Origin of the sequence: Kribbella flavida DSM 17836 (assembly GCF_000024345.1) — a bacterium.
Taxonomy (GTDB): domain Bacteria; phylum Actinomycetota; class Actinomycetes; order Propionibacteriales; family Kribbellaceae; genus Kribbella; species Kribbella flavida.
The window spans coordinates 4,466,923-4,489,699 of the sequence record NC_013729.1; the positions used below are offsets into that span (position 1 = coordinate 4,466,923).

Genomic DNA, 22,777 nt, shown 5'->3' on the forward strand with positions numbered 1-22,777 from the left:
GACGTCTAGATCAGGACGCGGCATTCACAGCGGAGCCGTTGAATCACAAAGGAGAAAATATGGAGCGCACGCAGGAGTTGCTCGACCTGGTGATCGGTGACCTGGAATCCGAGCTTCCCGAATTCGGTCAGCAGAAGGACCCGGTCACCTGCAAGGGGTTCTACTGCGAGATGTGAGGCCACGCCCCGCCGGTCCGCTCGCCCCAGCCGGGGCGGGCGGTACCGGCTGGGGCCGGTAGCGAGGAGGACGAGTGGATCAGGCAGCGCAACGACTGGCGGCGGCCTGGGCCGGCGAGGCGGGCAACTTGCTGCCACCGGTGGTCAGCGTGGAGGACGACGTACTGCGGGTGGTGCGCCGGCCGAGTGGCCGCGCAGACGCGGAACTGCTCGCCGGCGCCCTTCCCGGGACGGTCGCTTCGATCCTGCTCGAAGTGTTCGACAAGCTCTCCGGAGCCTGCGTTAGGCTGCGCCAAGAATTCAAAGAGTTGATCGATCAGGATCTTCTGTGTCCGGCCAACGCCGCATTGTTCGGTGGATTGTCGTCGGAAATGGTATTGCTCGCGCTGTCCGGGCCGGAGGCAATTGGCCGTTACCGCGCCGGGCAGCAGGCCGATGCATTCATCAATTTCCTCGAGTGCTTCCTGCGTCGACTTCGGTCCGACCGGCGCGGCCGGGTCGTCGGGCTGACCGCGCACGATGCCGAGACCCACAACGGAGGCCAGCGGGTTCTCCGGGTCGACCTCGCCGACGGCACCAGGCTCGCCTACAAACCGCGGCCGGCCGACACCGAGCTGCTCTTCCTGGCGTCCGAGGACTCGGTGTTCGCGCTGCTCAACGCCCTGCCGCCGGCGTCCGGTGAGATCAAGCTCCCGGTCCTGCGCTGCCTCCCCGGCGACGGCACCTACTCCTGGCAGGAGTGGATCGAGCGACCCCCGCAGTGGGGCCTGATCGCCGGCTCCCCCGACCCCGAGCCCGACACCGACACCGACTCTGATTCGGCCGCCGACTCCGACCCGTACTCCGGCCCAGGCCACGACGGCGTCCTGCAGCGGCGCCTCCACGGACTCGTCCTGGACCCCAGCGAAGCCGGCACCTTCTGGCACCGGGCAGGCTCTCTCACGGCCGCCTGCTTCGGCTTCGGCCTCACGGACCTGGCCGAGGGCAACCTCGTCACCGGAACCCGCGCGGACGACCCGGACCCGCTGTACTACCCGATCGATCTCGAACTGGCTTTCCTGCCGGTACGACGGCTCGGAGAGACGGCCCTGGTGCCGGGCGAGTCGTCTCCCCACCATCACGTCGGCATGGAGGCCGAGCCTCGGCTGTGCAGCTCCGACGGCCCGGCGCTCTGCCTGGTCGAGTCATCGGACGGCAGCCTGGCCGCGCGGCGTCGGAGCGTCCCCTGGGCGCGCGACGAGACCCGCACCGTCGTTGCCGACACCAAGGGCAACACCGGCTACGCGGCGTACCTCCCGAGCTTTCTTCGAGGCATGTTCGACGCCTGGACGCTGATGTGCACCAACCGGCCCGCCCTCGTGGAGGCGATGGCTCGCCCGGCCGTCACGAGGGTCTTGCTGCGCGCGACAGCGGAGTACAGCAAGATCATCGACGACTACCTGCTCGACGGCGCCGCACTGCCCGACGGGTTGTCGCCGAGCGAACGAGAGCAGCTGCTCAGGCTCGACGTCCCTTACTACTACCGCTCGACCACAGGCGGACCTCTGCTGCACTGGGACCCGAGCAGCGGGCAGTCGCTCGAGAACGACGACGAGGACGCCCCGCGGCCCGCTGAGTGGATCCGCAACGGCGAGGGCTTCACCTTGGCGCGTCTGGGGGTCGCCCTGCGGGACGCGGTGGCACCGGTCGCCGGTGGACTCCGGCAGCAAACGCTGATCGACGAGACGCGAGGGGTGCGGCTCGCGGTCTTCGACGAGCAGTCCGGCGAGGTCAGCCTCGATTGGCAGCAGGCAGGACGGCGGATCACCTATCGCTGGTCCGGGACGAAGGTGTCGCTGCGGTTGCGAGCGCTCGCCGACCTCACCGCCGTCCGCGACCGACTGCTTCGACTCGATGCCGTGGACACGGCGTGGCGGGGCGAGTGGAGCGCTGGTGGGTTCTCGGACGTCGCGGCCGAGGACAGACTGCGCCGACTGACCGGCGCGGCGGCCGACTGGCTCCGGGGAGTCATCGACGAGCACGGCTGGCCAGGTCGTCTGCTCGTCGGCGACGAGGCAGCGGATGCGGCGGGTCGCCTGGTGCAGCACCTGGACGACCAGGTCGACTTCCAGTACGCCGCGCTGAAGCTGATCGAGCAGGCAGCCGCGTACGGCGACATGCCGGCCCGGCACGTGCCGTATCTGATCGACGCGATCCGGGTCGCCGAAGGGCGGCCGCAGCGCTACGGCACGAAGTTCGAGCCGGTCGACGGCGAGCTGGTCCCCTGCCGGCTGGAGGATCCGTCCGCCGTGGACGCGCTGCGTGCCGAGGCCGGTCTCGAGCCGCTGGCCGAGTACGCCGCCCACATCCGTCTCCGCTTCCCCCTGCCGACACCGGAGGTCCGATGAGCACGGCCGACTGGGCAGACTTCACCGCCCTGCCCTGGGAGACAACACCGATCCGCCGCCCCGGCGGATCACCCCCGCTGGACCCCGGTGCCGCGTACGCGGTGGTGCGGGCCGCTGTCGAACCGTCCCGCCACGGAGTGCTGTTCTTCACGGTGCCCGAGGTGCGCTTTCATCGCCCTCAGGGGCGGGTCGGTGGGCCTGGTGGGCTGTTGCCAGGACCGGAGGACGGCACGTTGACGGAGTACCTGCGGCGGGTTGCGGACGAGCCGGTGCTGCTCACCGTCCGAGAGCCGCTGGTGATCGACTTCCCGCTCTGGTCGACGGTACGCCGGCTGGTCGAGCCGCTGTGGAAGCGTGTCGGAGTACCAGTGGTAGCGGTGCAGAGTGAGCTGGTGGTGTCCGACCGGCTGGGGCACAAGGTGAGGACCGACGGCTACCACAGTCTGCTCTGGGTTTTGCAGGGCCGTCTGAAGGTCGAACTGGCCGGTGGCGAGTCGCTCGACGGCCAGGCAGGCGACCTGCTGTCCTGGCCGGCACAAGCGGCTGAGATGACGGGCGACGAGTGTCTCTGGTTGCGCCTGCTCGTGCCGGTCGACAGCGTGCTGGCCAGCCGATCCGTCAGTGACCTGCTGCTGCCCCGGCTTCAGCACCAGCGCGGAGTCGAGGAGACGCCTTACCTACCCCGCCGCGGGAAGGGCGAGCCAGGCCTGCCGATGGCGCCGTTGGCGGAGACGGCTGAACGCCTGACCCGGCTCAGCACCCACGCCGAGGTGGAACGCAGCCTGCGAGTTCAGTGGACCAAACGGGTCAGTGCGGCGGCACTCGAACCAGCCCCCGCACCGAGCCGGTCGGAGGTCCTCATCGGCGACCGTCTCGTGGCTGCCGCACCGGTGATCCGGATGCCGGACGGCGAGGGATGGCTGTGGGCGGCGAACGGGCACGCGTTCACCGTCGGCGGCCAAGGTGGCGACGATCTGCTGGACCGGTTGCGGGCCGGGCCGGTCGAGGTGCGGAACGACCACTACCTGCCTTTGTTGCGCCGGCTGTACTCGTTGCGAGCCGTGGAGGTGGTGGGCCGATGAATCCCCTGGTGACTCTGGACAAGCTCGACTGGGCCGAGTTCGCCGAGCTGTACTGGGACCGGCACCCGGTCCTGATCCGCGGGGTGCGGCCGGTACCGTTCCGCGCCGACGAGGTGTTCTCGGCCGCGCTGCGTGCCCGGTGTGCGGAGGGCGGCGGCCGGATCGCGCCCAACGCCAGTGTCACGGTCGAGCAGACGGTGCAGGCCGACCGGGACGGGCTGCTGCCGGCCGAGAGCGACGGTTGCTTCGACGGTTACGAACGCCGAGTCGGAGACCGGCTCGACGGACGCAAGTACGCGCTGATCATCAGCGCCTTCCACGCCTTCGACTTCCCGCTGTGGGATCGCGAGCGCCGGTTCTTCGCCGGGCTGTGGGACGAGGTGGGCCTGCCCCTGACCAGCGCGATCACGACGCTCTTCCACGGCAACTACGACCACAGCCCGGTCGGTGTGCACAAGGATCGCTTCGCCACCTTCATGTTCGGTCTGCGGGAGCGCAAACGGATGCGCTTGTGGACCGAGCGGCCCTGGACGGAGCAGGTCGGCAGCGTGGTCGACTACGAGCGGTTCCTGCCCAGTTCCTTCGCGGTCGAGGTCGAGCCGGGCGACCTGCTGTACTGGCCGGCCAGCTACTTCCACGTCGGGGAGAACTGCGGCCGGACACCGGCCACCAGCGTCAACATCGGCGTACCGCGGACCGAGCACCGGGTCTCCTACGAGCTGGAAGACCTGCTCGCCGACTCGGACCCCGCGAGATTGCTCGACGACGGCGGCCGGCTCGCGGTCCTTGCCGACGGCATCGATGCTCCGATGCGGCAGGAGGCTGGAGAGGTCCTTCCCTCGACGGTGCCGCCTGCCTTGGCCCAGGCACTGACGGCGCACGCGAAGTCGCTGACCGACCGAGTCGAGATGGTCTCCCTCAGGCGATGGACGGCCGGTGGTCTCGAGCCCGTGCCGCCGCCGGAACCTTTCCGCCCACTCGCCGACGGCCAGATCGTCGAGCTCGCACAGGGCGCCGACCTGGCGCAGTACCGCGGAGCGCTGGCCGCCAATGGGCACCTGATCACCGCGGACCTGCCCCCGGAGGCATTGCAGCTGCTCAGTTCAGGTCGCAGTGTTCGCGTCGACGCCGCCAACCGACCGGCTCTCGAGCAGTTGCTGGCGTGCCGAGCGCTTCGCTCAGCAGGAGGGGGCGCGGCCGGGGTCGAGGGCGCTGCGTACTGACAGGGCGACGTCGAGTTCCCTGTGGTCGGTCCAGGGAGCCCTTTCTCGAAGGCTTCCTCGTTCGATGGGTGCTGCACGAAGCGCACGGGGGCCTCGACCGCCGGACCCGCCGCAATCTGACCTGTAACGAGGGCCATACTCCCGGACATGGGTCGGGCATGAGGATCACATCGAGCCTGCCCCCACCGGTGCGGATCGGCACCGTCCCGGATCACGAGCGGAGGTTCCGGGAGCTGTTCGAGGACCAGTTCCGCGGGCTGCTCGGCTACGCGTTGCGGCGGGTCGGGTCGCCCGACGACGCGGCCGATGTCGTCGCCGAGACGATGCTGGTGGCCTGGCGCCGGATCGACGACGTTCCCGCTGACGAGACCGCCCGGCTCTGGCTGTACGGCGTCGCCCGGCGTGTCGTGGCCAATCACCGGCGCGGCCACCTCCGGCGCGAGAGCCTCGCCGTCCGGCTGCGGCAGCATTTGGCCGAGACGACGCCGGACGCCGCCGACCTGATCGGCTCGACCACGGTGATCCGGCAGGGCCTGGCCGCCATGAGCGACGACGATCGCGAGCTGTTGATGCTCACCGCCTGGGACGGCCTCGAACTGCGCGAGGCCGCGGTCGTGCTCGGCGTACCGGCACGTACGATCCGCACCCGGTTGCACCGGGCCCGGGCACGACTGCGCACATCGGCCGGAGACGCCTTCGACGATGCCGGACACGTACGGGAAGACCACACCCCGCGAACAGTTCAGGAGGAGCGATGAACGACCACGAGCTCGACCGCGTGCTGATGCGGGCCAACCCGTACGGCGACGAAACGGTCCGGCAGCTGGCCGCCGACGACGCCGTGTCCGACCTGTTGGAGGACATCATCAGCACCGACACACCGACCCCGAAACTGCGGCGGTCCGTCCGCCGCCGCACCGTCGTCCTGGCCGCGGCAGCGGCCGCGGTCGCCGTCGCGCTCACCGGCGTGTTCTTCCCCCGGGGCAATCCGGCCGCGCCGGTCTCGGCGTACGGCGCGGAGTTCCGCGCGGTGACCGACGCGACGCCGCGGCTGCTGCTCGACGACCCGGCCTGGAAGCTCACCGACGTACCGGTGTTCACCGCCGACGACGGCGAGATCAAGTTCGGTCGGGGCAAGCAAGAGCTCCAGGTGAACTGGCGGCCCGCCAAACAGTACGCCGACTACCTCCGCGGAACGCAGGATCCCGGCAGGCCTTCGCGGGGCATGAGCATCGAACTGCTCGGACAGACCGGCATGGTCTACGAAACCGGCAAGCCGACGGACCTGACGACCATCCTGCCGGCGACGGGACGCTACTTCCTGACGATCCGAGCCGATGTCGGTTCGCAGGCGGCGTACCGGAGCCTGGTGGCCAAGCTGAAGACCGTCGACACCGACACCTGGCTCGACGCGATGCCGGACACAATCGTCAAGCAGTCCGACGCACCGCGGGTGATCGACGAGATGCTGGCCGACGTACCGGTCCCGAACAGCTTCGACCGGACGCCGTTCCTGAAGATCCTCGTGCTGGCTCGCTACCAGTTCGGCGCCAAGCTCACGGGCGCAGTCAGTTGCGGGTGGCTCGCCCAGTGGAACGCCGCGAAGAAGGCGGGTGACGCCGAGAAGATGCAGGAGGCCGTGACTGCGCTGGCCGGCAGCCGGTCCTGGAAGATCCTCCAGGAGATGGACAAGCAGGGTGGCTGGTCGTACTGGATCTGGGCCGGCGGCGACGCTCTCCGCAAGGGAGACATGGTCCGGGTGGAGCAGACCCTGGACTGCAGAAACTGATCTGAGAACGTCGAGAGCCGGCAACCCCTCGTAGGGGCTGCCGGCCTTCGGTTCGTCGTACGGGCTGGCTCAGCGCGCCATCAGCGAGCTGAGCACTTACTGCAGGATGCGCCGTTGCGGGTAGCAGTCGGCCTCGCCGGGGGCCGCGACCCCCAGCACGTCACCATGCCGGCGCGCTCGACGAAGCCCTTTGCCTGCATCCGGTCCTCCTCGGGTGGCAGCGCGAGCAGGCCGGACGTGGTGTGGGAGAACATCGCCTGGCCGTCGACCAACACGTCCGGAGCGCCGCGGCGCTACTTCTTTCGCCTGGCGTTATGATCGATAAACGGAATCAATACGTCCAGCAAGCCAGCGGGATTCTCCTCCTGAACGTAATGGCCGGCATCTGGAACGACCGCTACCTGAACATTGGTGGCGACCTCTCGAAGCATTTCCCCATTCACGTCAGAAAACAGATTGGCCGCCCCGGCCACCCCCAGGACGGGCAACGTAAGCCGGCCGGCATCGACCAAGGCCGCTCGGTTGTCGCGATCGTCTCTTGCGAAGGCGCGGTAGAGCTCGAAACCTGCACGCATGGCGCCGGGTTGCTCGAAGTGGGCGGCATAGACAGACAAGTCCTCGAGTGTGATCGCTTCCGGATTGAAGGTCGCGCCGTCGAAGAACAGTTTCAGGTAGGTTCGTTCTCGTCCCGCCGTCAGCTGCTCGGGCACGTCCAGCGCCTGGTGGAAGAAGAAGTGCCAATGACGCATATCGACCCTGAGTCGTTCGTACACGTCCGTCCCCGGCAGCGTTGCTTCCATCAGGGTCAGCGTCGACAGCTCGTCACGGAATCGAAGCGCGTACGCCAAAGACACCATCGAGCCAATATCGTGGCCAACCAGACTGATCGGCTCGTTGACCCGCAGGATTTCGCGCAACAGCACCCGCACATCCCCGGCCATCGTCCATTTGTCGTATCCGCTCGCGGGGCGCGAAGAACTGCCCGCGCCTCGATAATCAATACATACGACACTGTTGCCTGCACGCACTAGCGGCGCGGCGACATGTCGCCAACTGTGCCAAGTTTGGGGGTATCCATGCAGCAGGACCACCGTGTGCTCACCCACACCTGCCCGCGCGTAGTGAAGTCGTACTCCCGGAGCCACTTCAGATGACCCGTGGCTCCACTCTGTGGAATCAGTGCTCATATGCATCCCCTTCGGTGCACGATTTCGAGTCGGCGAAGGCGGCGAAGGACTTGATGTGGGGCTACGCGCGCTTGTGTAACGATACACAGCAGGTTCTGAAAGGTGAAGCCGTCCCGTGTCGCGATCCGGTGGCGCGGTCGCTACGCAGCGGGTCGGGGGTCGTTGCCGTATGCTCTTTTACGACACAGTGTCGGATAAGGGAGCGTCACCATGGATGCGGAGACCGATCGCGCCGAGATCATCGAGCTGTTCGGGCGGTACGCCGACATTGCGGACCTGAAGGAGTTCACCGACCTGCCCCGGCGCGTCCACACGGATCCGTTGACCATCGACTTCGAGTCGGTCACCGGGATGCCACCGATGACGGTTCCGTTGAGCGACTACGGTGCTGCGCTCCGCGCCTCCTTCGGGGCCTTTTCCGCGACCCATCACGCGATCACCGGGCACGTCGTGACCATCGACAGCGACCGCGCGACGATCCACGCGCACGTCCGCGCCGAGCACTGGCTTCCCGCGGAGGTGGCCGGCGACGGCCCCGATCGCTGGCTGGTGGTCGGCTTCTACGACAACGAGGCGGTTCGGACGGCCGACGGCTGGCGGCTCAGCAGCGTGAAGCTCACCGCTTCGTACCAGGAGAACGCGCACCTGGCGCGTGCCGCTGCAGCAGGGCAGGCAGGTTAAGTGCCGCGGATCCGTGGCGGCAGCCTCGCGGAACATCACGAGCTGGTATGGGCCGACCTCGCGGACGCGACGCGCCGCCTCCTGCTGGAGCGCGACTACGACTCGATCAACCTGGGTCACATCGCGGCCGAGGCCGGGATCGCGCGGAACACCCTCTACAACTACGCCCCCGACAAGGCCGCGCTCGTCCAGGCACTGACCGAGCGAGCGAGCCGGCCGATGCTCGAGCGGGTGACCGCCATCGCCGCGCGTACGGCCGAGCCTGCTACGGACCGATTGCGCGCGATCGTCGAGGAGGTGCTGGAGGCGTCCACCGACCAGGCCCTGCAGCCGATGTTCCGGCCGGGTGCCGGTCGGCTGATCGACGAGATGGCGAAGGCGCCGGTCGGGCCGTTCCACGCGATCGTGGCCGAGGTGGAGAACGTCGTCCGAGACGGCATCGCTCGCGAGGAGTTCCGCGACGTCGACGACGTACCCCTCACCGTGCAGTTGTTGTCCGGCGCGATGCGAGCGGCGGCCGAGCGCATCGGCCGTGACCCTGACGCCTTCGTGGCGACGGTCCGTTCTGCGCGAGAGATCATCCTCGCATCGGTGGCCCGCTAGTTCGTGCGTGAGACGGCCGAAGCCGTCTGCCGGGCTCTGGTGGGAACCTGCGGGACGGTGATGGCGTCCGGCACTTGGGATGTGACCGGCGTACCACCGGTGACCCGACGCACCCTCGCGGGTCAGCTGACAGCGAGCGGTTCCACCAGCTCAGGGCCGTTGTTGCGGACTTGAGTTCACCGCGGTGGACACCGTGCAAATCGCCAGCACGTCGTCAAGCGACGGCGCCATCAGCGCGCGCACCTCGTCGACGTCGTGACTACGCGGATCGAGCCCAGGGTCCTGACCTTGATCCGGGCATCGGCGTCAGGACCAGAGCCCGCATCCGGCTCAAAGTCGGTCGGGCAGGCCCTGGGCATCCTGATGGAGCGCTACCGCCTCGACGAGGTCCGAGCCTTCGAGGTGCTACTCCCAGGAGAACAACCGCAAGCTCCGCGACGTGGCCCAAGAACTCCTCGGCACCCGCGAACTGCCCGCCAGCTCCCGGCGCCGGATGTAACGACCCGACGCAGTTCCGCGACGACAGCACCGGATGCACCGACCTGTTGCGTTCGGTGCATCAGCGAGGGCAAGGACCCGCACAGGTCCTGGCCGCGCGCGAGACCAGGTCACCTGAGGTCCCGGTTGTTCAGACCAGTAGCGCCGGGACCGGAAGCGGTACCCCAGGGGCCTCGGTGCCGTGCCTGGCCTGACCAGGCGCCCCAGCATTGAGCAGGGAGCTTCACTCCCCGCCTCCCCCGGTGCTCTCCCGGATCGCCAAGGAGAAGCGGGTGACGGTGTCGTTGGCCTCGGAGTCGGCGTCGATGGTGCCTTCGGCGCGGGCGAGGACCCGGTCGACCGCGGTTTCGGCGATCTGGCGTTTGTCCGGGGAGATGGTGGTGAGGGTCGGGGTGCTGTAGTTGCCTTCGTCGATGTCGTCGAAGCCGACGACGGCGATGTCTTCTGGCACCCGCAGACCGCTGCTGTGAATGACCCGGATCGCGCCCTGGGCGAGCAGGTCGGTGGCGCAGAACACGGCGTCCGGGCGGGGCCCGGCTTGCTCGAGCAGGGTCCGCATCGCGAGCATGCCGTCCTTGCGGTGGTAGCCGGCCGTCGGCACGATCAGGCCGGGGTCGACCTCGAGCCCCTGGGCGGTGAGTGCCTCGCGGTAGCCGGTGGTGCGTAGCCGGGCGATGTCGGAGGTCGGGCGCTGCTGGGTGCCGATGAAGGCGATCCGGTGGCGGCCGAGCTCGATCAGGTGGGTGGTCGCGGCCCGGGCTGCGGCGACGTTGTCGATGCCGACGTGGTCCACCAGGCCCTGGCTGGAGCGTTCGCCGAGCAGCACGATCGGGGTCTTGTCGCGCCGCTTCTCCAGGTCCGCGCCGCCGAGCGCGACGGGGCTGTAGATGAGGCCCTCGACGAACTGGCTGTAGGTGCCGTTGACGACCGCGAGCTCGCGGTCGCGCTCACCGAGCGTCTGCATGATGATCACGGTCAGGCCGCGTTCCTGTGCGACCTCGACGACCAGGCGGGCCAGCTCGGAGAAGTACGAGACGTCGAGCTCCGGTACCGCGAGGCCGATGATCCGGCTGCGGCCGCTGCGCAGGCTGCGGGCGGCGTGGTTCGGCCGGTAGTCCAGCTCCTCGATCGCCTGCAGCACCCGCGCCCGGACGTCGTCGCTGACGTGCGGGTAGTCGTTGATGACGTTGGAGACGGTCTTGCGGGCGACGCCCGCCCGTGCCGCCACGTCTGCCTGGGTGACCGTCATCTTCTGCTCCTGCTTCGAGGGGAAACAACGGCTGAAGTCTAGTCTTTACCACGTGGCAGGCCACGTGGTAAAAATCACCAACGGCCGCGAATTTGCTGACTTCGGCGCGGCGATCCCCTTCTGGAGGACTTCATGAGACACACCGGACGGCGCCTGCCGGCTTGTCTGGCGGCCGCGGCCCTGCTGACTGCGACCGCCTGCTCGAACACCACCGCGCCGACCGCCGGCGAAAAATCCGACACGCTGACCATCTCGGTGTGGGGCGTGAACGAGGACATCGACAGCATCAAGGCCGCCGCCAAGGGCTTCGAGCAGGCCAACCCGTCGATCAAGCTCAAGTTCAACAAGACCGACTGCGGCGCCGACTACGCCGCCTGCAAGACGCTGATCGCCGGCAAGAACATGTCCGACGTGCTGGTCACCGGCAGCTGGAACCTGAACGAGATGGCCAACGACGGCGTACTGGCCGATCTGACCGACAAGATGACCGCTGACGGCGTCAAGACCTCCGACTTCGTGCCGGTCGTGATCGAGTCCGACAAAGCCGCCAAGGACGGCAAGTACTACGCCCTGCCGATGGGCTACAACGTCCAGTCGCTGTTCTACAACAAGACCATGTTCGCCAAGGCCGGCCTCAAGGAACCGGCGGCCAACGGCGACTACACCTACGAGGATCTGCGGAACTGGGCCCGCAAGCTGACACTGGATGCGGCGGGCAACAACGCGGAGAGCCCGAACTTCGATCCGAAGAAGATCGTCCAGTGGGGCTACTACAACCGCATCGCGATCCCGTCGGAGCCGGGGTACTCGCCGGTGCTCTGGGCGCACGGCGGCGGTCTGCTGGGCGGCGACAAGCGGGACCAGTGCGAGGTGGAGAAGCCCGGGACGATCCAGGCCCTGCAACTGCTGCAGGACATGATGTGGAAGGACCACACCGCGGTGACGCCGCAGATGGAGCAGCAGACGCCTGGCTACCTGCGCTGGATCCAGGGCAAGGTCGCGATGCAGCAGGGTTCGCACGAGCAGGTCACGATCGCCGCGCAGCAGAACCCGAAGCTGCAGTACGACATGGCCGCGCTGCCGAAGGGTCCGGCGGGCAATGCGACGTTGATCCAGGTGCACAGCTGGGCGGCGTACGCGAAGTCGCCGAACCTGGACAACGCCTGGAAGTTCGTGAAGTACATGGCCACCGAGGGCGCGGGCAAGCAGATGGGCCTGATCCCGGCGTACAAGGACGTGGCGAACGGGCCGGCCTTCCTGCAGGCGCCTGGTGAGCCTGCCCACCTGAAGCAGGCTCAGCTCGATCCGGCGAAGTGGCCGCTGGCGCGCACCAACATCGACCCGACCGGCCAGCTCGGCACGGTACTCGGTCAGGACGGCATCGGGCCGGCGCTGACCAGCCTGATCACCAACAAGAAGACCGCGGCCGAGGCCCTGAAGGGCACCTGCGCCAAGATCGACAAGATCCTCGGATCCTGAGCAGGTAGAGGGCCGGCCTGATGCAGACGTCATCCGAAGTGCGGCGGCGCCACCATCCGCGCCGCCGCGAGGCAGGGACCGCCCTGCTGTTCCTCCTGCCCCAGCTGTTCGGACTGGTCGCCTTCGTCGGCCTGCCGCTCGCGGTGTCGCTGTACTACTCGTTCACCCACTGGGACCTGGTCGCGCCGGCGCCGACCTGGATCGGCCTCGACAACTGGGCGCACCTGCTGGACGACGAGCGGGTTCCGAAGGTGCTGTGGAACACCGTGAAGTTCATCCTGACCGGGACGTCCAGCTTCCTGCTCTTCTCGTTGCTCGCGGCCCTGATCCTGTACCGGCCGCGGCGCGGGGTGGCGGTGTACCGCGCGCTGTTGTTCCTCCCGTACGTGCTGTCGCAGATCGCGGTCGGCATCGTGTGGCGCTGGATGTTCAACACCGAGGCCGGCCCGATCGACAAGACGTTCGAGCTGTTCGGGTTCGCCGGCCCGGAGTGGTTGCTCGACCCGGGCACGGCGATGACCTCGATCGCCCTGGTCACCACCTGGCAAGGGCTCGGGTACGGCATGACGCTCTACATCGCCGCCCTGCACGGCGTACCGGACGCGCTGCCGGAGGCGGCGAAGATCGACGGAGCCAACGCCTGGCAGCGGTTCCGGCACGTCGTGCTGCCGATGATCTCCCCGACCGTGCTGTTCCTGATGGTCACCTCGCTGATCGGTGCCCTGCAGTTGTTCGACCCAGTGGTTGCGATGACGGCGTCGGGCGGCGGGATCTCCGCGGCCGGCGGTCCGGAGGACTCCACCCGCACGGTGGTGCTCTACATGTACAACCAGATGTTCAACTACAACGAGCGGCTGTCCGGCCTGGGCTATGCCGCCGCGATCGCCTGGGTGCTGGCGCTGCTCACCTTCCTGCTCACGCTCGCGCAATGGGCCTTCAGCAAGCGCTGGGTGTTCTACGCCGGCGAGACCACCTCGAAAGGCGGCCGGCGATGACCGTGACCGAACCGCTCGCCCGGGTCGCCCCCGCTCCGCCGACGGCACCGGACAAGGGTCCCCACCCGGTGACCCGGAGAAGGGCGAAGGCCGGGGCCTACCACACCGCGATGACGGTGCTGGTCGTGCTCTACATCCTGCCGGTGCTGTGGGCGGCGTCGATGTCGTTGCGCACGGACGCCAACATGTTCGACGCCGACCAGCTGATCCCGCACCCGATCACCTTCGAGCACTACGCCAATCTGTTCGCCATCCTGCCGGACTTCGGCCGGTACGTCGGCAACACCGTGCTGATCGCCGTCGTCGGCACGGCCGGCACGTTGCTGTCCAGCTCGCTCGCCGGTTACGCCCTGGCCCGCTTCACGTTTCCGGGCCGGCGAGCGCTGCTGATGGTGATCCTGCTGACCTTGATGGTGCCGGCCCAGGTGACCCTGATTCCGCAGTACGTGATCTTCCGCAACCTCGGCTGGATCGACACCCCGCTGCCGATCATCGTGCCGATGCTGTTCGGCAGCGCGCTGCCCACGTTCTTCTTCCGGCAGTTCTTCCTCACCCTGCCGCGGGAGCTGGAGGATGCCGCGGCCGTGGACGGCGCGGGCCGCTGGCGCACGTTCTTCTCCGTGATGGCGCCACTGGCCGGTCCGGCGTACCTGGCGATGGGCCTGCTGACCTTCGTCCAGCTGTGGAACAGCTTCTTCGTCAACTCGATCTACCTGCAGGACCAGAGCCAGTGGGTGCTCACCCAGGCCCTGCAGAGCCTGGTCGGCCGTTACAACAGCCAGTACGGCGAAATCATGGCCGGGGTCACGCTCGTGTCGCTGCCGATCATCGTCGGCTACATCTTCGTCCAGCGCTGGGTCGTGCGCGGCATCGCCTTCAGCGGCGTGGCCAACTGAGAAAGGGACACCGTCCGTGAAGACACCTGTCACCACCGCCACCGTCCGGGTCCGTCCCGGCCGCCGGGCCGACCACCCGCTGTCCAAGGCGAAGTTCGCCGCCTTCAACAGCGGCATCGTGCACGCCGCCACCTATCGCCGCGACCTCGAGGCCCTGCGCGCGGCCCGGCCGGAATCCGTCCGGATCGACATCGGCTGGGGCGCGGAGTGGATCGGCCACGAACGCACGATCAGCGAACCGTCCGCCGACGGCTTCCGCTACGACTTCTCCGAGCTCGACGAGATCGGTGCCTTGCTCAACGATCTCGGCATCCGCCCGTGCTGGTCGTACTGCTACGTCCCGTCGCCGTACCAGCTCCGCGGTGGCGACTGGCGCGACCTGGCCGAGGACGACGGCGGCTGGGTCGACATGATCAGCGCGTACGTCGAGGGCGCTCGGGACCGGGGCGTCACGGTCGGGTACCACGAGGTGTACAACGAGCCCGACCTGCGCGACGAGCGGACCGGCGAGGCGGTGTTCTTCGGCGGGGACCTGGACGACTACCTGGGGCTGTACCGTTCGGCCGCGACAGCGATTCGCAAGGCCGACCCCGACACCCCGGTCGGCGGCCCGGCCCTCGCCTCCGTGCTCGCCAACGAGCACTGGATCCCCGCCTTTCTCGACCTGGTCACGACCGAGAACCTGCCGCTGGACTTCTTCTCCTTCCACCACTACGGGACCCACAGCGTCGGGACCGCGCTGGACAAGGTCCTGGGGCACCTGGAGAGCCGCCCGGAACTGGCCGACGTCGAGATCCACCTCAACGAGTACAACTCCTACCCCGTCGACTACCCGCTCGGCGGTCTCCAGGACACCCACCACCTGGCAGCCGCGATGCTGGCGGACTTCGCCACCCTGCTCGCGACGCCGGGACTGACCAAGGTGAGCTGGGCCCAGTTCCTCGACAGCGGTCACGGCAACTACTCGGGCATGGTCGACATCGACGGCAGGCCGAAACCGATCCTGAGCGCGTACGTGTTCTACCAGACCATGCCGGTCGACCGCTGCGTGCTCGAGCTCGACGGACCCGATGGTGTCGGCGGCCTGGCCGGCATCGCCGACGGACGGCTCGCGGTTGCCCTGTGGAACCGATCATCCCGCAGGGCCGAGCTCCGGCTCGACACCGGCGACGGCCGGTACGACGCCGCCGTCGTACGCCGGATCGACGCGGAGCACGACGGCACCGAGGCCGAACGCTCGCCGGCCGAGCGGCACTGGACGTTCGACGTGCCGCGGGGAGGCGTTGTCCTGCTCGAACTGACCGGTCCCGCCGGCGACCCCGCACGTCCGGCCGGTACGGTCCGCAAGGTCAGGCATCGCTACACCGGCCGGCGGACCAGCGCGTGGGCCGATCTCGACGAAGCCACCACGACCTTCCGCCTCGGCACCGCCTCCGATCCGCAGGCGGTCCCGGTGATCGCGGCGGACCTCACAAACTGCGGCCCGTCGATCACCGTCACCGGCCGGCTCACCGACGCCGACGGTTCCGCCGTCACCCAAGGGTCGCTCACGGTCCGCCTCGACGGACCGATGACGAGCCAGGAGCTCGAACTGGGACCGGACCTAGCCACGGCGGACCTGGCCTCGTTCGGCGCCGCCGGAGACGTCCGCGTCACCGTCGCGCTCCGCGGCGCACCGGCCCATACCTTCGCCGTCGTCGAGCTCGGCTGACCGCCGACCAGCCCATCAGGAGCCCTTGTGCCCACGTCCATGCACGACCGTCACCCACGTCCACTGCTGGCCCGCGCCGACTGGCTGGACCTCAGCGGCGAGTGGCAGTTCGCCCACGACGACACCGACGTGGGGCTCGCCGAGCACTGGCAAAGCCGTACCGACGTCTTCGAGCGCGTCATCACCGTGCCCTATCCGCCCGAGTCGCCGGCCAGCGGCATCCACGACACCGGCTACCACCCCGTGCTGTGGTACCGGCGGACCCTGCCGGTGACCACTCCCCCACCCGGCCGCCGAACCGTACTGCGGTTCGGCGCCGTCGACTACCGCGCCGACATCTGGGTCAACGGCGAACACGTCGCGAACCACGAAGGCGGTCAGACACCGTTCAGCGCCGACATCACCGACGCGTTGACCGGGAACGGCGAACAGGTGCTGGTCGTCCGCGCCTGGGACGATCCGCACGACCTCGAGCAGCCCCGCGGCAAGCAGGACTGGCAGGAACGCCCCCACGTCATCTGGTACGAACGCACCTCGGGGATCTGGCAGCCGGTCTGGCTCGAGGAGGTGCCGGCCGACCACCTCGAGACCGTGCTGTTCACCCCGACCACGACTCCTGGAACGGTCGAGGTCGAAGTACGGCTGGCCAGGCGCAGCAGCGGACCCGTCAAGGTGTCGATCCAGCTCAGCCTCGACGGGCGCCCGCTGGCCGACGACACCTGGACCGTCACCGGCAGCCTGCTCCGACGCCGGTTGACCGTGCAGGACAGCGCGATCGAGGCCGAGCCGCACCTACTGCTCTGGTCGCCCGAGCAGCCGATCCTGTGCGACGCCACCGTCACGGTCGAGGGCCAAGGAGGCCCGGACAAGGTCGAGTCGTACTTCGGCTTCCGCACGGTTGGCACCGACGAACGGTCCTTCCTGCTCAACGGACGGCCGTACTACCTGCGGCTCGCGCTCGCCCAGGGGTATTGGCCGCAGTCTCACCTGGCCGCGCCCGGCGCCGACGCGTTGCGCGCGGAGGTCGAGCTGATCAAGCAACTCGGCTTCAACGGCGTACGGATCCACCAGAAGGCCGAAGACCCGCGGTTCCTGTCCTGGTGCGACCGCCTCGGTGTGCTCGTGTACGCCGATGCGGCGGCGAGCTACGCCTACACCGGCCGGTCCTTGGCCCGCACCACCCGCGAGTGGACGGAGATCGTCGAACGGGACGCCGGCCATCCCTGCATCGCGGGCTGGGTCGCGTTCAACGAGAGCTGGGGAGTCGCCCAGGTGGCCGACTCCGAACAGCAACGGGATGCGGTGCGCGCTCTCTACCGTTTGCTCAAGGCCCTCGACCCGTCGCGTCCGGTCATCGGCAACGACGGCTGGGAGTACGTCGAGGGCGACCTGCTCGGCATCCACGACTACACCCACGATCCCGGCATGATCCACCGCCGGTACGCCGACGAGAACCTGGTCCGGAACACGGTGGCGACCGGGCGTCCCGGCGGGAAACGGCTCGCGCTCGGCGACCAGGCGCCCGCCGTACCGGTGCTGCTGAGCGAGTTCGGCGGCTTCACCCACGCGCCGGACGATCCGACCACCTGGTCGGGATACGGCGTCACCGACTCGCCCGAACAGCTGCTCGAGCGGCTCGCCACGCTGCTCGCGGCCGTGCACGCATCCACCGGCCTGGCCGGATTCTGCTACACCCAGCTCACCGACACCGGCCAGGAACGCAACGGCCTGCTGACCGAGGACCGCAAACCCAAGGCCGACCTCGATCTGATCGCCCGGATCGTCACCGGCCCACCCCGGTAGCCCCCGCAACCGACCGATCCGATCGGAGGTGACAGTTCCTTTCCCGTTCAGCGCAGGATCGCCCACCCGAGCGAACAGAAGGACTGCAGATGAAAGCACTACGACGGGCAGGTGCGGCTCTCGGAGTCGCGTCGCTGCTCGGGGCCTCCCTGGTGGCCCAATCCGCCCAATCCGCCGAATCCGCCCAGGCAGCGGCCGCGACCGTGGCCGCCGACTTCGCCAGCTCAGCCGACTACCCCCTGATCAAGAGCAAGTTCGGCGTCTTCAACAGCGGCTACGTGTCGCTGGACCGCTGGAAGCGGGACGTCCCGCTGCTCGCCACCCTGCGACCGGCGCGCGTGCGCTGGGAGATGATGTGGGGCAACGAGCAGCACGACTGGGCGCCGATGGTCACCGGGACCGCGGCCAACCCGCAGTACAACTTCAGCCAGGTCGATCAGCTCGTCGACCTGATCAACAACGCCGGCGCGTTGCCGGTCCCGGCCCTCACCTATACCCCGAGCATTCTCAAACCACCGGGCGGTTCGTGGAACAACCCGCCCACCAACCCGTCGGTCTGGGCGAACCAGATCGTGCCGGCGTTCGCCAACCACTGGAAGCAGACCGGCCGGCGGATCGGCTCGTACGAGATCTGGAACGAGCCCGACCTGGCCGGTGTGTTCTGGACCGGCAGCCAGGCACAGTACCTGGATCTGTACCGCGACGCCTCCCGCGCGCTGCGCGCCGCCGACCCGGACGCGTACGTCGAGGGGCCGGCACTGTGCTGTGTCGGCTGGTCCGGGCCGTTCGTCAACCGGGTGCTGTCGGAGAACCTGCCGCTCGGCGGTTTCTCCTTCCACGCCTACACCGACGCCACCAACGGCAGCCTCGAGAACAACTACCGCGGAGCAACCGACTCCGGCCTCACGGCGTACCGGATGGCGTCGGTCGACAACAACCTGAACGAGTACAACTGGACCAACGACTTCACCGCCCCGACCGACGTCATCACCCACCGCGGCGCGGCCCAGATGCTCAAGAGCTACAAGGCGCTACTGGCCAAACCCTGGATCACGCACGTGGAATGGGCGCAGTTCCAGGACCCGGTCTGCCCCAGCACCTGCGACGTCATCGGTCTGCTCGACCGCAACGGCCGCAAACGCGCGTCGTACAACGCCTTCCAGCTCTACGCGAACATGCCGGTCGAACGCAAACAGCTGAACGTCAACGGCGCGGTCGACGGCATGGCCTCCTCCGACGGGCACAAGTCCGGCATCCTGCTCTGGAACACCTCCGGAGCACCGCAAAGCGTGTCGGCCGCGCTCAACAACGTGCCCTTTGCCCGGGGCAACTTCCGGGTCTACCGCATCGACGCCCAGCACGCGAGCTTCGAGGACAACCCGGCCAGTGAGCACCTGGCACCGGTCGAGCAACGCCTCGGCACCAGCACCGCCGGCCTGAACTGGTCCGGAACCATTCCCGACCACGGCGTCGTCTACCTCGAAGCCGAGGACGGCACCGGCACCGACACCCTCGCCGGCCGCCACCTCGCCAACGTGGTGCGCAGCAACCGCTACATCCCCAACCACGGCAAGCCCGCCTACGCCAGCTTCGACCGCCGCACCTGGACCGCCGCGCTCGGCATGGCCGGCGAAACCTGGGCCGACGTCGCCGCCGGAACCGTGGCGTCCAGCCTGCCCGCCAACCTCAGGGTCCGCCTGCAGGCCAGCGGCACCTTCCAGCAACTCGACGCCAACAGCCTGCTCGGCCTGAGGATCGACTTCCAGACCGCCGGCGGCTACACCAAGGGCGTGCTGGTCCACGGTGGCCTCTACAACAGCGGCCGATCCGCTCCGCACCCGTGGGGCACCCAGCGACAACCCGACCAGGTCGTCACCGTCCCGAACTTCTCCGACTTCACCGTCAACCTCCCCGGCCTGGCCCCACCCGGCTGGACCGGCCGCGCCACCATCAGCTTCCACCTCCAGAACAGCGGGCCCACCACCCGCTTCACCGCCAACATCCGAGCAGCCTGACCCGATCGGTGCCCCTGACCTCGCCAGTGGTCAGGGGCACCGCAGAACTCCCGAACCGGTCAGCGAGAGTCAGACACAGCACGGCGGCTGCCTGAGTCAGGTGAGAGCGCAGAGCGTTCTTCGCTCGGCCGATGTCAACCTTCCACGACGAACTCGAGCTCGCCCACCGGGTTGGCGAACTCACTGACCCGCAGCGAAATCTGCATTCGCCACGCGCCGGGTGTCGGTAGCACGACCCGGGCCGTGTAAACACCGGGTGACACCTGCGTCAGCGGGACGTCGCCCAGCGTCGCCTGGTCGGACGACAAGCGCACCACCGGCGGCGCGACCCCTTCGGTGGGCTCGCCGTCCGCTGAAGTCAACTGGAGACCAACGGTGTTCGATCCTCGCTTGAGGGGTGTGAGGGTGGCTCGCACCTGGATGTCGCCCAGCTTCGCCGTGCCAGGCTCGGTCGTAGCCGCCGCGCTCACCGGGGCACTGTAGCTCTCGGGACTCTTGTCGACGAGAAAGCCGGTGACGAGCAGCGCTGCCACGAGGACCGCACCCTCGATCGCAGTGGTGCGCACGACCGGCCGCGAGTGCGCGCGCCGGTCCTTCTGCTTTGGGGCCCTCTTGAGCCGTGGGAGGAGCACCCACCTGTTCCAGGCCGCGATGGCGAGAGCGACCAGCACGATCCCGATCTTGACCAGCAGCAATTGTCCGTACGTCGTGTCGAGCAGCGCGCTCCAGGACCCGAGGATCCGCCAAGCCAGCACGGAGCCGGCGGCGACCAGAGCGGCCAGCACCCAGGCCGCTGCGGTGGAAAACCGGGCGAGCACCTCCGCCGCGAGGGCGCCGCGCCCGGACAGATCAGGCAACGTCAGCGCCAGGGCGGCCAGGCCTCCGAGCCAGACGGCAGCCGTGAGCAGGTGAAGCATGTCCACACCAGTGACGACGGCCTCGGGACTCGCTGCCCGGGTGTGGCCGGTCAGCGACGGCGCGATGACCGCCACCGCAGCCGCCACGGCGGCTGCGACGCCTCGCTTCTGCGATGGCAATCCGCGACCGAGCAGGAGCACGGCGAGCACCAGGCCGGCGATGACGATCGCTGGTACGGCGTACTCGGTCAATGGCAACGAGGACCAGGTACTGCCACGGGTGAGCAAGCTCGGTCCGCCATCAAGCAGGTAGACCGCGGTGAGCGGCAGCGCGGCCAGCCAAGCCACGACCGCGACGGCCGCAGCAGCACGCGCTGTGACGGCCAGCAGCCGCCGTGCGCGACCAGCCTTCGGGTCGGCGGGAATGAACAGCGCCGAGAACGCGACGAGTCCGCCCGCGAGAAGGAGACCGAGGTAGCCCACCCAGCGGGCGAGGGTGAGCGCCCACGGGACCTCCGGAGTGCCGCCTGGTTCACCCGGAGGCGGCGTGACTCCGGCGGTGGCCGCTCCAACCGAGAAGGTGAGCGAGCCGCCGATGGGGTGGCCGTCCTCGGAAACGACCCGCCAGACGATCACGGTCGTGCCTTTGCCCAGTGGCTTGGAGGGGCTGACCCGGAGTTCCGCGCCTCTGACGGTCGCGGCCGCCTCAACCAACCCACCGCCGGAGTCGAAAACCTGCACACCGTCCGGCACGGCCCGCACTGCCTCGTCGAACGTGAACAGGACCCGGCCAGGTGCGATCTGCAGAACCGCACCATCCGTCGGGTCGGTACTGATGAGGTTGGCATGCGCGCTCGCCGGCTGGGCGACGCCGAGCATGAGTGCGGCCACCAACCCCACGAGCAGGAGCGCGGCCACTCCGCGCCGCCGCGGGTCGATCATGTCTGACGGCGCTGCCGAACCAGCGCTGCGCCGCCCAGGACGCAGCCGATCACGCCGGCAGCCAATGCGGCGAACGGCAGGAGCCGCCCGCTGTTCGTCTCCTGCGCTCTCGCCGGAGACTCGGCGTCGTGCGAGTCGCCGGCGGTCGCAGCGGTGGAGGACGCACCGCGATGATCGTCCGCTCCGGCCTTGGACACGACGAAGCCTGGGGCGGGCAGGTCGAGTTCTGCGATCTCCTGCCCCTCCTGCGGGACCTCGATCCAGGCCGACTCACCGCGCTGACAGGTTTGAATGGTCGGAAACACGAGTTTGGTGCCTTCGGTCTCGGGCAACTGCACCGCGAGCTGGAAAACCTCCCGCTGGCCTTCCGGGAGCGCAGTGGCGGTGCTGAAGGTGACCGAGGCGACGCGCTGGGCGATCTCGTTGCCGTGGGCATCGGTTCTGGGCGGGTCGAGCTTCTCCATCGCTTTCTCGACCTTCCACAGGGCCGAGCGCGTCGGGCTCACGGACATGATCTCGGCCGGCATCTGGATGGAGATCCTCGTCGTCGGCGAGCCCTTGCAACCATGTCCGACACTGAACTCGAGCACCGCATGCGCGCCGGCGGCCGTCGTGGTCGGCGTAACGATGACGTGTGCACTCGCCGGGGCGGCAACTCCCACACCGAGGACCAGCCCACCAACTCCGGCCTGTACGACGCGTCGCGCCCAGGTCCGGAGCGGGTGGCCGCCTCCGCCGCTCCGTACTCGGGTGGACCTCACTTCATCGCGCCGCATCTGGCCTCCTCGGTACCTTGTCCATCTATGTGAACCCGGTGCGGGATTGTGGACGCAGTGAATCAGCGGGCCGAATTCCTGTCAAGGATGCGAACCAGCCGCGCTGGATTCGTTGCCGCAAACCCGAAGCTTGGGTTATCGTCAGTTCACACTAGTGAACCCCGATCGCCCTTGTGGACGGTCGCCAACAGAAAGGGCCACCATGCCCAACATCACCGTCGAACTGCTCGCCGGCCGGTCCGTCGAGCAGCGCCGCGCCTTCGCCCAGGCCGTGGCCGACAGCGCGGTCGAGATCCTCGGCGCGCGGCGCCAGGACGTCCGCATGGTCTTCACCGAGATCACGCCGGACGTCGTCGCCAACGGCGGTGTGCTCGCCAGCGAGGACGAGTCCCGCGCGGGGGTGGTGGCCGCGCTGGACAAGCGCTGAC

At 68.6% G+C, this 22,777-nt stretch carries 19 protein-coding genes; 15 read left to right on the forward strand and 4 right to left on the reverse strand.

Features of this window, described 5'->3' with window-relative positions:
• The first annotated feature begins 250 nt into the window (after positions 1-250).
• The 5 genes from KFLA_RS20645 to KFLA_RS20665 all read left to right on the forward strand — a co-directional run bounded on the left by KFLA_RS20645 (position 251) and on the right by KFLA_RS20665 (position 6,657).
• Positions 251-2,563, forward strand: coding sequence for a DUF4135 domain-containing protein (locus tag KFLA_RS20645; protein WP_012921756.1), 2,313 nt, complete (start codon positions 251-253; stop codon positions 2,561-2,563).
• The gene (locus KFLA_RS37980; RefSeq protein ID WP_012921757.1) at positions 2,560-3,645 is read left to right on the forward strand and encodes a hypothetical protein; all 1,086 of its coding nucleotides are present in this window, start codon (positions 2,560-2,562) and stop codon (positions 3,643-3,645) included. The genes KFLA_RS20645 and KFLA_RS37980 overlap by 4 nt, the downstream gene beginning before the upstream one ends.
• On the forward strand, positions 3,642-4,868 hold the full coding sequence (locus tag KFLA_RS20655) for a JmjC domain-containing protein (protein ID WP_012921758.1): 1,227 nt from the start codon (positions 3,642-3,644) through the stop codon (positions 4,866-4,868). The genes KFLA_RS37980 and KFLA_RS20655 overlap by 4 nt, the downstream gene beginning before the upstream one ends.
• 158 nt (positions 4,869-5,026) lie before the next feature.
• A complete protein-coding gene (locus tag KFLA_RS20660) occupies positions 5,027-5,626 on the forward strand; it encodes an RNA polymerase sigma factor (protein ID WP_012921759.1) in 600 nt (199 codons plus the stop codon).
• Complete coding sequence (locus KFLA_RS20665) at positions 5,623-6,657, forward strand: hypothetical protein (protein ID WP_012921760.1); 1,035 nt, start codon at positions 5,623-5,625, stop codon at positions 6,655-6,657. The genes KFLA_RS20660 and KFLA_RS20665 overlap by 4 nt, the downstream gene beginning before the upstream one ends.
• Before the next feature lie 293 nt (positions 6,658-6,950).
• Here KFLA_RS20665 and KFLA_RS20675 read toward each other — a convergent pair whose 3' ends face one another.
• Positions 6,951-7,850 (reverse strand): alpha/beta fold hydrolase, encoded by a 900-nt coding sequence (locus KFLA_RS20675; protein ID WP_012921761.1) that lies wholly within the window; start codon positions 7,848-7,850, stop codon positions 6,951-6,953.
• Positions 7,851-8,054: 204 nt separating this feature from the next.
• On the opposite strand from KFLA_RS20675, the gene KFLA_RS20680 reads away from it, so the two are divergent.
• The 3 genes from KFLA_RS20680 (at position 8,055) to KFLA_RS39780 (ending at position 9,839) form a co-directional block, all read left to right on the forward strand.
• Positions 8,055-8,525 (forward strand): nuclear transport factor 2 family protein, encoded by a 471-nt coding sequence (locus tag KFLA_RS20680; RefSeq protein WP_012921762.1) that lies wholly within the window; start codon positions 8,055-8,057, stop codon positions 8,523-8,525.
• The gene (locus tag KFLA_RS20685; RefSeq protein WP_012921763.1) at positions 8,526-9,128 is read left to right on the forward strand and encodes a TetR/AcrR family transcriptional regulator; all 603 of its coding nucleotides are present in this window, start codon (positions 8,526-8,528) and stop codon (positions 9,126-9,128) included.
• A gap of 363 nt (positions 9,129-9,491) precedes the next feature.
• Positions 9,492-9,839, forward strand: a complete 348-nt coding sequence (locus tag KFLA_RS39780; protein ID WP_474537647.1) for a hypothetical protein — start codon at positions 9,492-9,494, stop codon at positions 9,837-9,839.
• A 10-nt stretch (positions 9,840-9,849) separates the two neighbouring features.
• Here KFLA_RS39780 and KFLA_RS20690 read toward each other — a convergent pair whose 3' ends face one another.
• Positions 9,850-10,875: a LacI family DNA-binding transcriptional regulator gene (locus KFLA_RS20690; protein WP_012921764.1), complete on the reverse strand. Its 1,026-nt coding sequence runs from the start codon at positions 10,873-10,875 to the stop codon at positions 9,850-9,852.
• Positions 10,876-11,007: 132 nt separating this feature from the next.
• On the opposite strand from KFLA_RS20690, the gene KFLA_RS20695 reads away from it, so the two are divergent.
• From KFLA_RS20695 to KFLA_RS20720, 6 genes are all read left to right on the forward strand, one after another.
• Positions 11,008-12,354 carry an ABC transporter substrate-binding protein gene (locus KFLA_RS20695; RefSeq protein ID WP_012921765.1) on the forward strand — a complete coding sequence of 449 codons (1,347 nt, stop codon included), beginning with the start codon at positions 11,008-11,010 and terminating at the stop codon, positions 12,352-12,354.
• A 20-nt stretch (positions 12,355-12,374) separates the two neighbouring features.
• Complete coding sequence (locus KFLA_RS20700) at positions 12,375-13,349, forward strand: carbohydrate ABC transporter permease (protein ID WP_012921766.1); 975 nt, start codon at positions 12,375-12,377, stop codon at positions 13,347-13,349.
• Positions 13,346-14,245: a carbohydrate ABC transporter permease gene (locus KFLA_RS20705; protein ID WP_012921767.1), complete on the forward strand. Its 900-nt coding sequence runs from the start codon at positions 13,346-13,348 to the stop codon at positions 14,243-14,245. The genes KFLA_RS20700 and KFLA_RS20705 overlap by 4 nt, the downstream gene beginning before the upstream one ends.
• Positions 14,246-14,261: 16 nt before the next feature.
• Positions 14,262-15,956 carry a GH39 family glycosyl hydrolase gene (locus KFLA_RS20710; RefSeq protein WP_012921768.1) on the forward strand — a complete coding sequence of 565 codons (1,695 nt, stop codon included), beginning with the start codon at positions 14,262-14,264 and terminating at the stop codon, positions 15,954-15,956.
• Between the two features lie 27 nt (positions 15,957-15,983).
• The gene (locus KFLA_RS20715; protein WP_012921769.1) at positions 15,984-17,759 is read left to right on the forward strand and encodes a glycoside hydrolase family 2 protein; all 1,776 of its coding nucleotides are present in this window, start codon (positions 15,984-15,986) and stop codon (positions 17,757-17,759) included.
• A gap of 89 nt (positions 17,760-17,848) precedes the next feature.
• Complete coding sequence (locus tag KFLA_RS20720) at positions 17,849-19,774, forward strand: GH39 family glycosyl hydrolase (protein ID WP_012921770.1); 1,926 nt, start codon at positions 17,849-17,851, stop codon at positions 19,772-19,774.
• Between the two features lie 134 nt (positions 19,775-19,908).
• Here the strand turns inward: KFLA_RS20720 and KFLA_RS20725 are convergent, their stop codons facing one another.
• Complete coding sequence (locus tag KFLA_RS20725; RefSeq protein ID WP_012921771.1) at positions 19,909-21,573, reverse strand: copper resistance CopC/CopD family protein; 1,665 nt, start codon at positions 21,571-21,573, stop codon at positions 19,909-19,911.
• Positions 21,570-22,349, reverse strand: coding sequence for a YcnI family protein (locus KFLA_RS20730; RefSeq protein WP_012921772.1), 780 nt, complete (start codon positions 22,347-22,349; stop codon positions 21,570-21,572). Before KFLA_RS20730 ends, KFLA_RS20725 begins: the two co-directional genes overlap by 4 nt.
• 202 nt (positions 22,350-22,551) lie before the next feature.
• Between KFLA_RS20730 and KFLA_RS20735 the strand changes: the two genes are divergently transcribed.
• Positions 22,552-22,776, forward strand: a complete 225-nt coding sequence (locus tag KFLA_RS20735) for a tautomerase family protein (RefSeq protein WP_012921773.1) — start codon at positions 22,552-22,554, stop codon at positions 22,774-22,776.
• The last annotated feature ends 1 nt before the right edge of the window (position 22,777 follow it).

What these genes read in the sequence shown, in the direction of transcription:
- KFLA_RS20695 (WP_012921765.1), top strand. Translation starts at nt 11,008, where the DNA reads ATGAGACACACCGGACGGCGCCTGCCGGCTTGTCTGGCGGCCGCGGCC.
- KFLA_RS20700 (WP_012921766.1), top strand. Translation starts at nt 12,375, where the DNA reads ATGCAGACGTCATCCGAAGTGCGGCGGCGCCACCATCCGCGCCGCCGC.
- KFLA_RS37980 (WP_012921757.1), top strand. Translation starts at nt 2,560, where the DNA reads ATGAGCACGGCCGACTGGGCAGACTTCACCGCCCTGCCCTGGGAGACA.
- KFLA_RS39780 (WP_474537647.1), top strand. Translation starts at nt 9,492, where the DNA reads ATGGAGCGCTACCGCCTCGACGAGGTCCGAGCCTTCGAGGTGCTACTC.
- KFLA_RS20730 (WP_012921772.1), bottom strand. Translation starts at nt 22,349, where the DNA reads ATGCGGCGCGATGAAGTGAGGTCCACCCGAGTACGGAGCGGCGGAGGC.
- KFLA_RS20680 (WP_012921762.1), top strand. Translation starts at nt 8,055, where the DNA reads ATGGATGCGGAGACCGATCGCGCCGAGATCATCGAGCTGTTCGGGCGG.
- KFLA_RS20655 (WP_012921758.1), top strand. Translation starts at nt 3,642, where the DNA reads ATGAATCCCCTGGTGACTCTGGACAAGCTCGACTGGGCCGAGTTCGCC.
- KFLA_RS20725 (WP_012921771.1), bottom strand. Translation starts at nt 21,573, where the DNA reads ATGATCGACCCGCGGCGGCGCGGAGTGGCCGCGCTCCTGCTCGTGGGG.
- KFLA_RS20675 (WP_012921761.1), bottom strand. Translation starts at nt 7,850, where the DNA reads ATGCATATGAGCACTGATTCCACAGAGTGGAGCCACGGGTCATCTGAA.
- KFLA_RS20660 (WP_012921759.1), top strand. Translation starts at nt 5,027, where the DNA reads ATGAGGATCACATCGAGCCTGCCCCCACCGGTGCGGATCGGCACCGTC.
- KFLA_RS20665 (WP_012921760.1), top strand. Translation starts at nt 5,623, where the DNA reads ATGAACGACCACGAGCTCGACCGCGTGCTGATGCGGGCCAACCCGTAC.
- KFLA_RS20735 (WP_012921773.1), top strand. Translation starts at nt 22,552, where the DNA reads ATGCCCAACATCACCGTCGAACTGCTCGCCGGCCGGTCCGTCGAGCAG.
- KFLA_RS20705 (WP_012921767.1), top strand. Translation starts at nt 13,346, where the DNA reads ATGACCGTGACCGAACCGCTCGCCCGGGTCGCCCCCGCTCCGCCGACG.
- KFLA_RS20690 (WP_012921764.1), bottom strand. Translation starts at nt 10,875, where the DNA reads ATGACGGTCACCCAGGCAGACGTGGCGGCACGGGCGGGCGTCGCCCGC.
- KFLA_RS20720 (WP_012921770.1), top strand. Translation starts at nt 17,849, where the DNA reads ATGAAAGCACTACGACGGGCAGGTGCGGCTCTCGGAGTCGCGTCGCTG.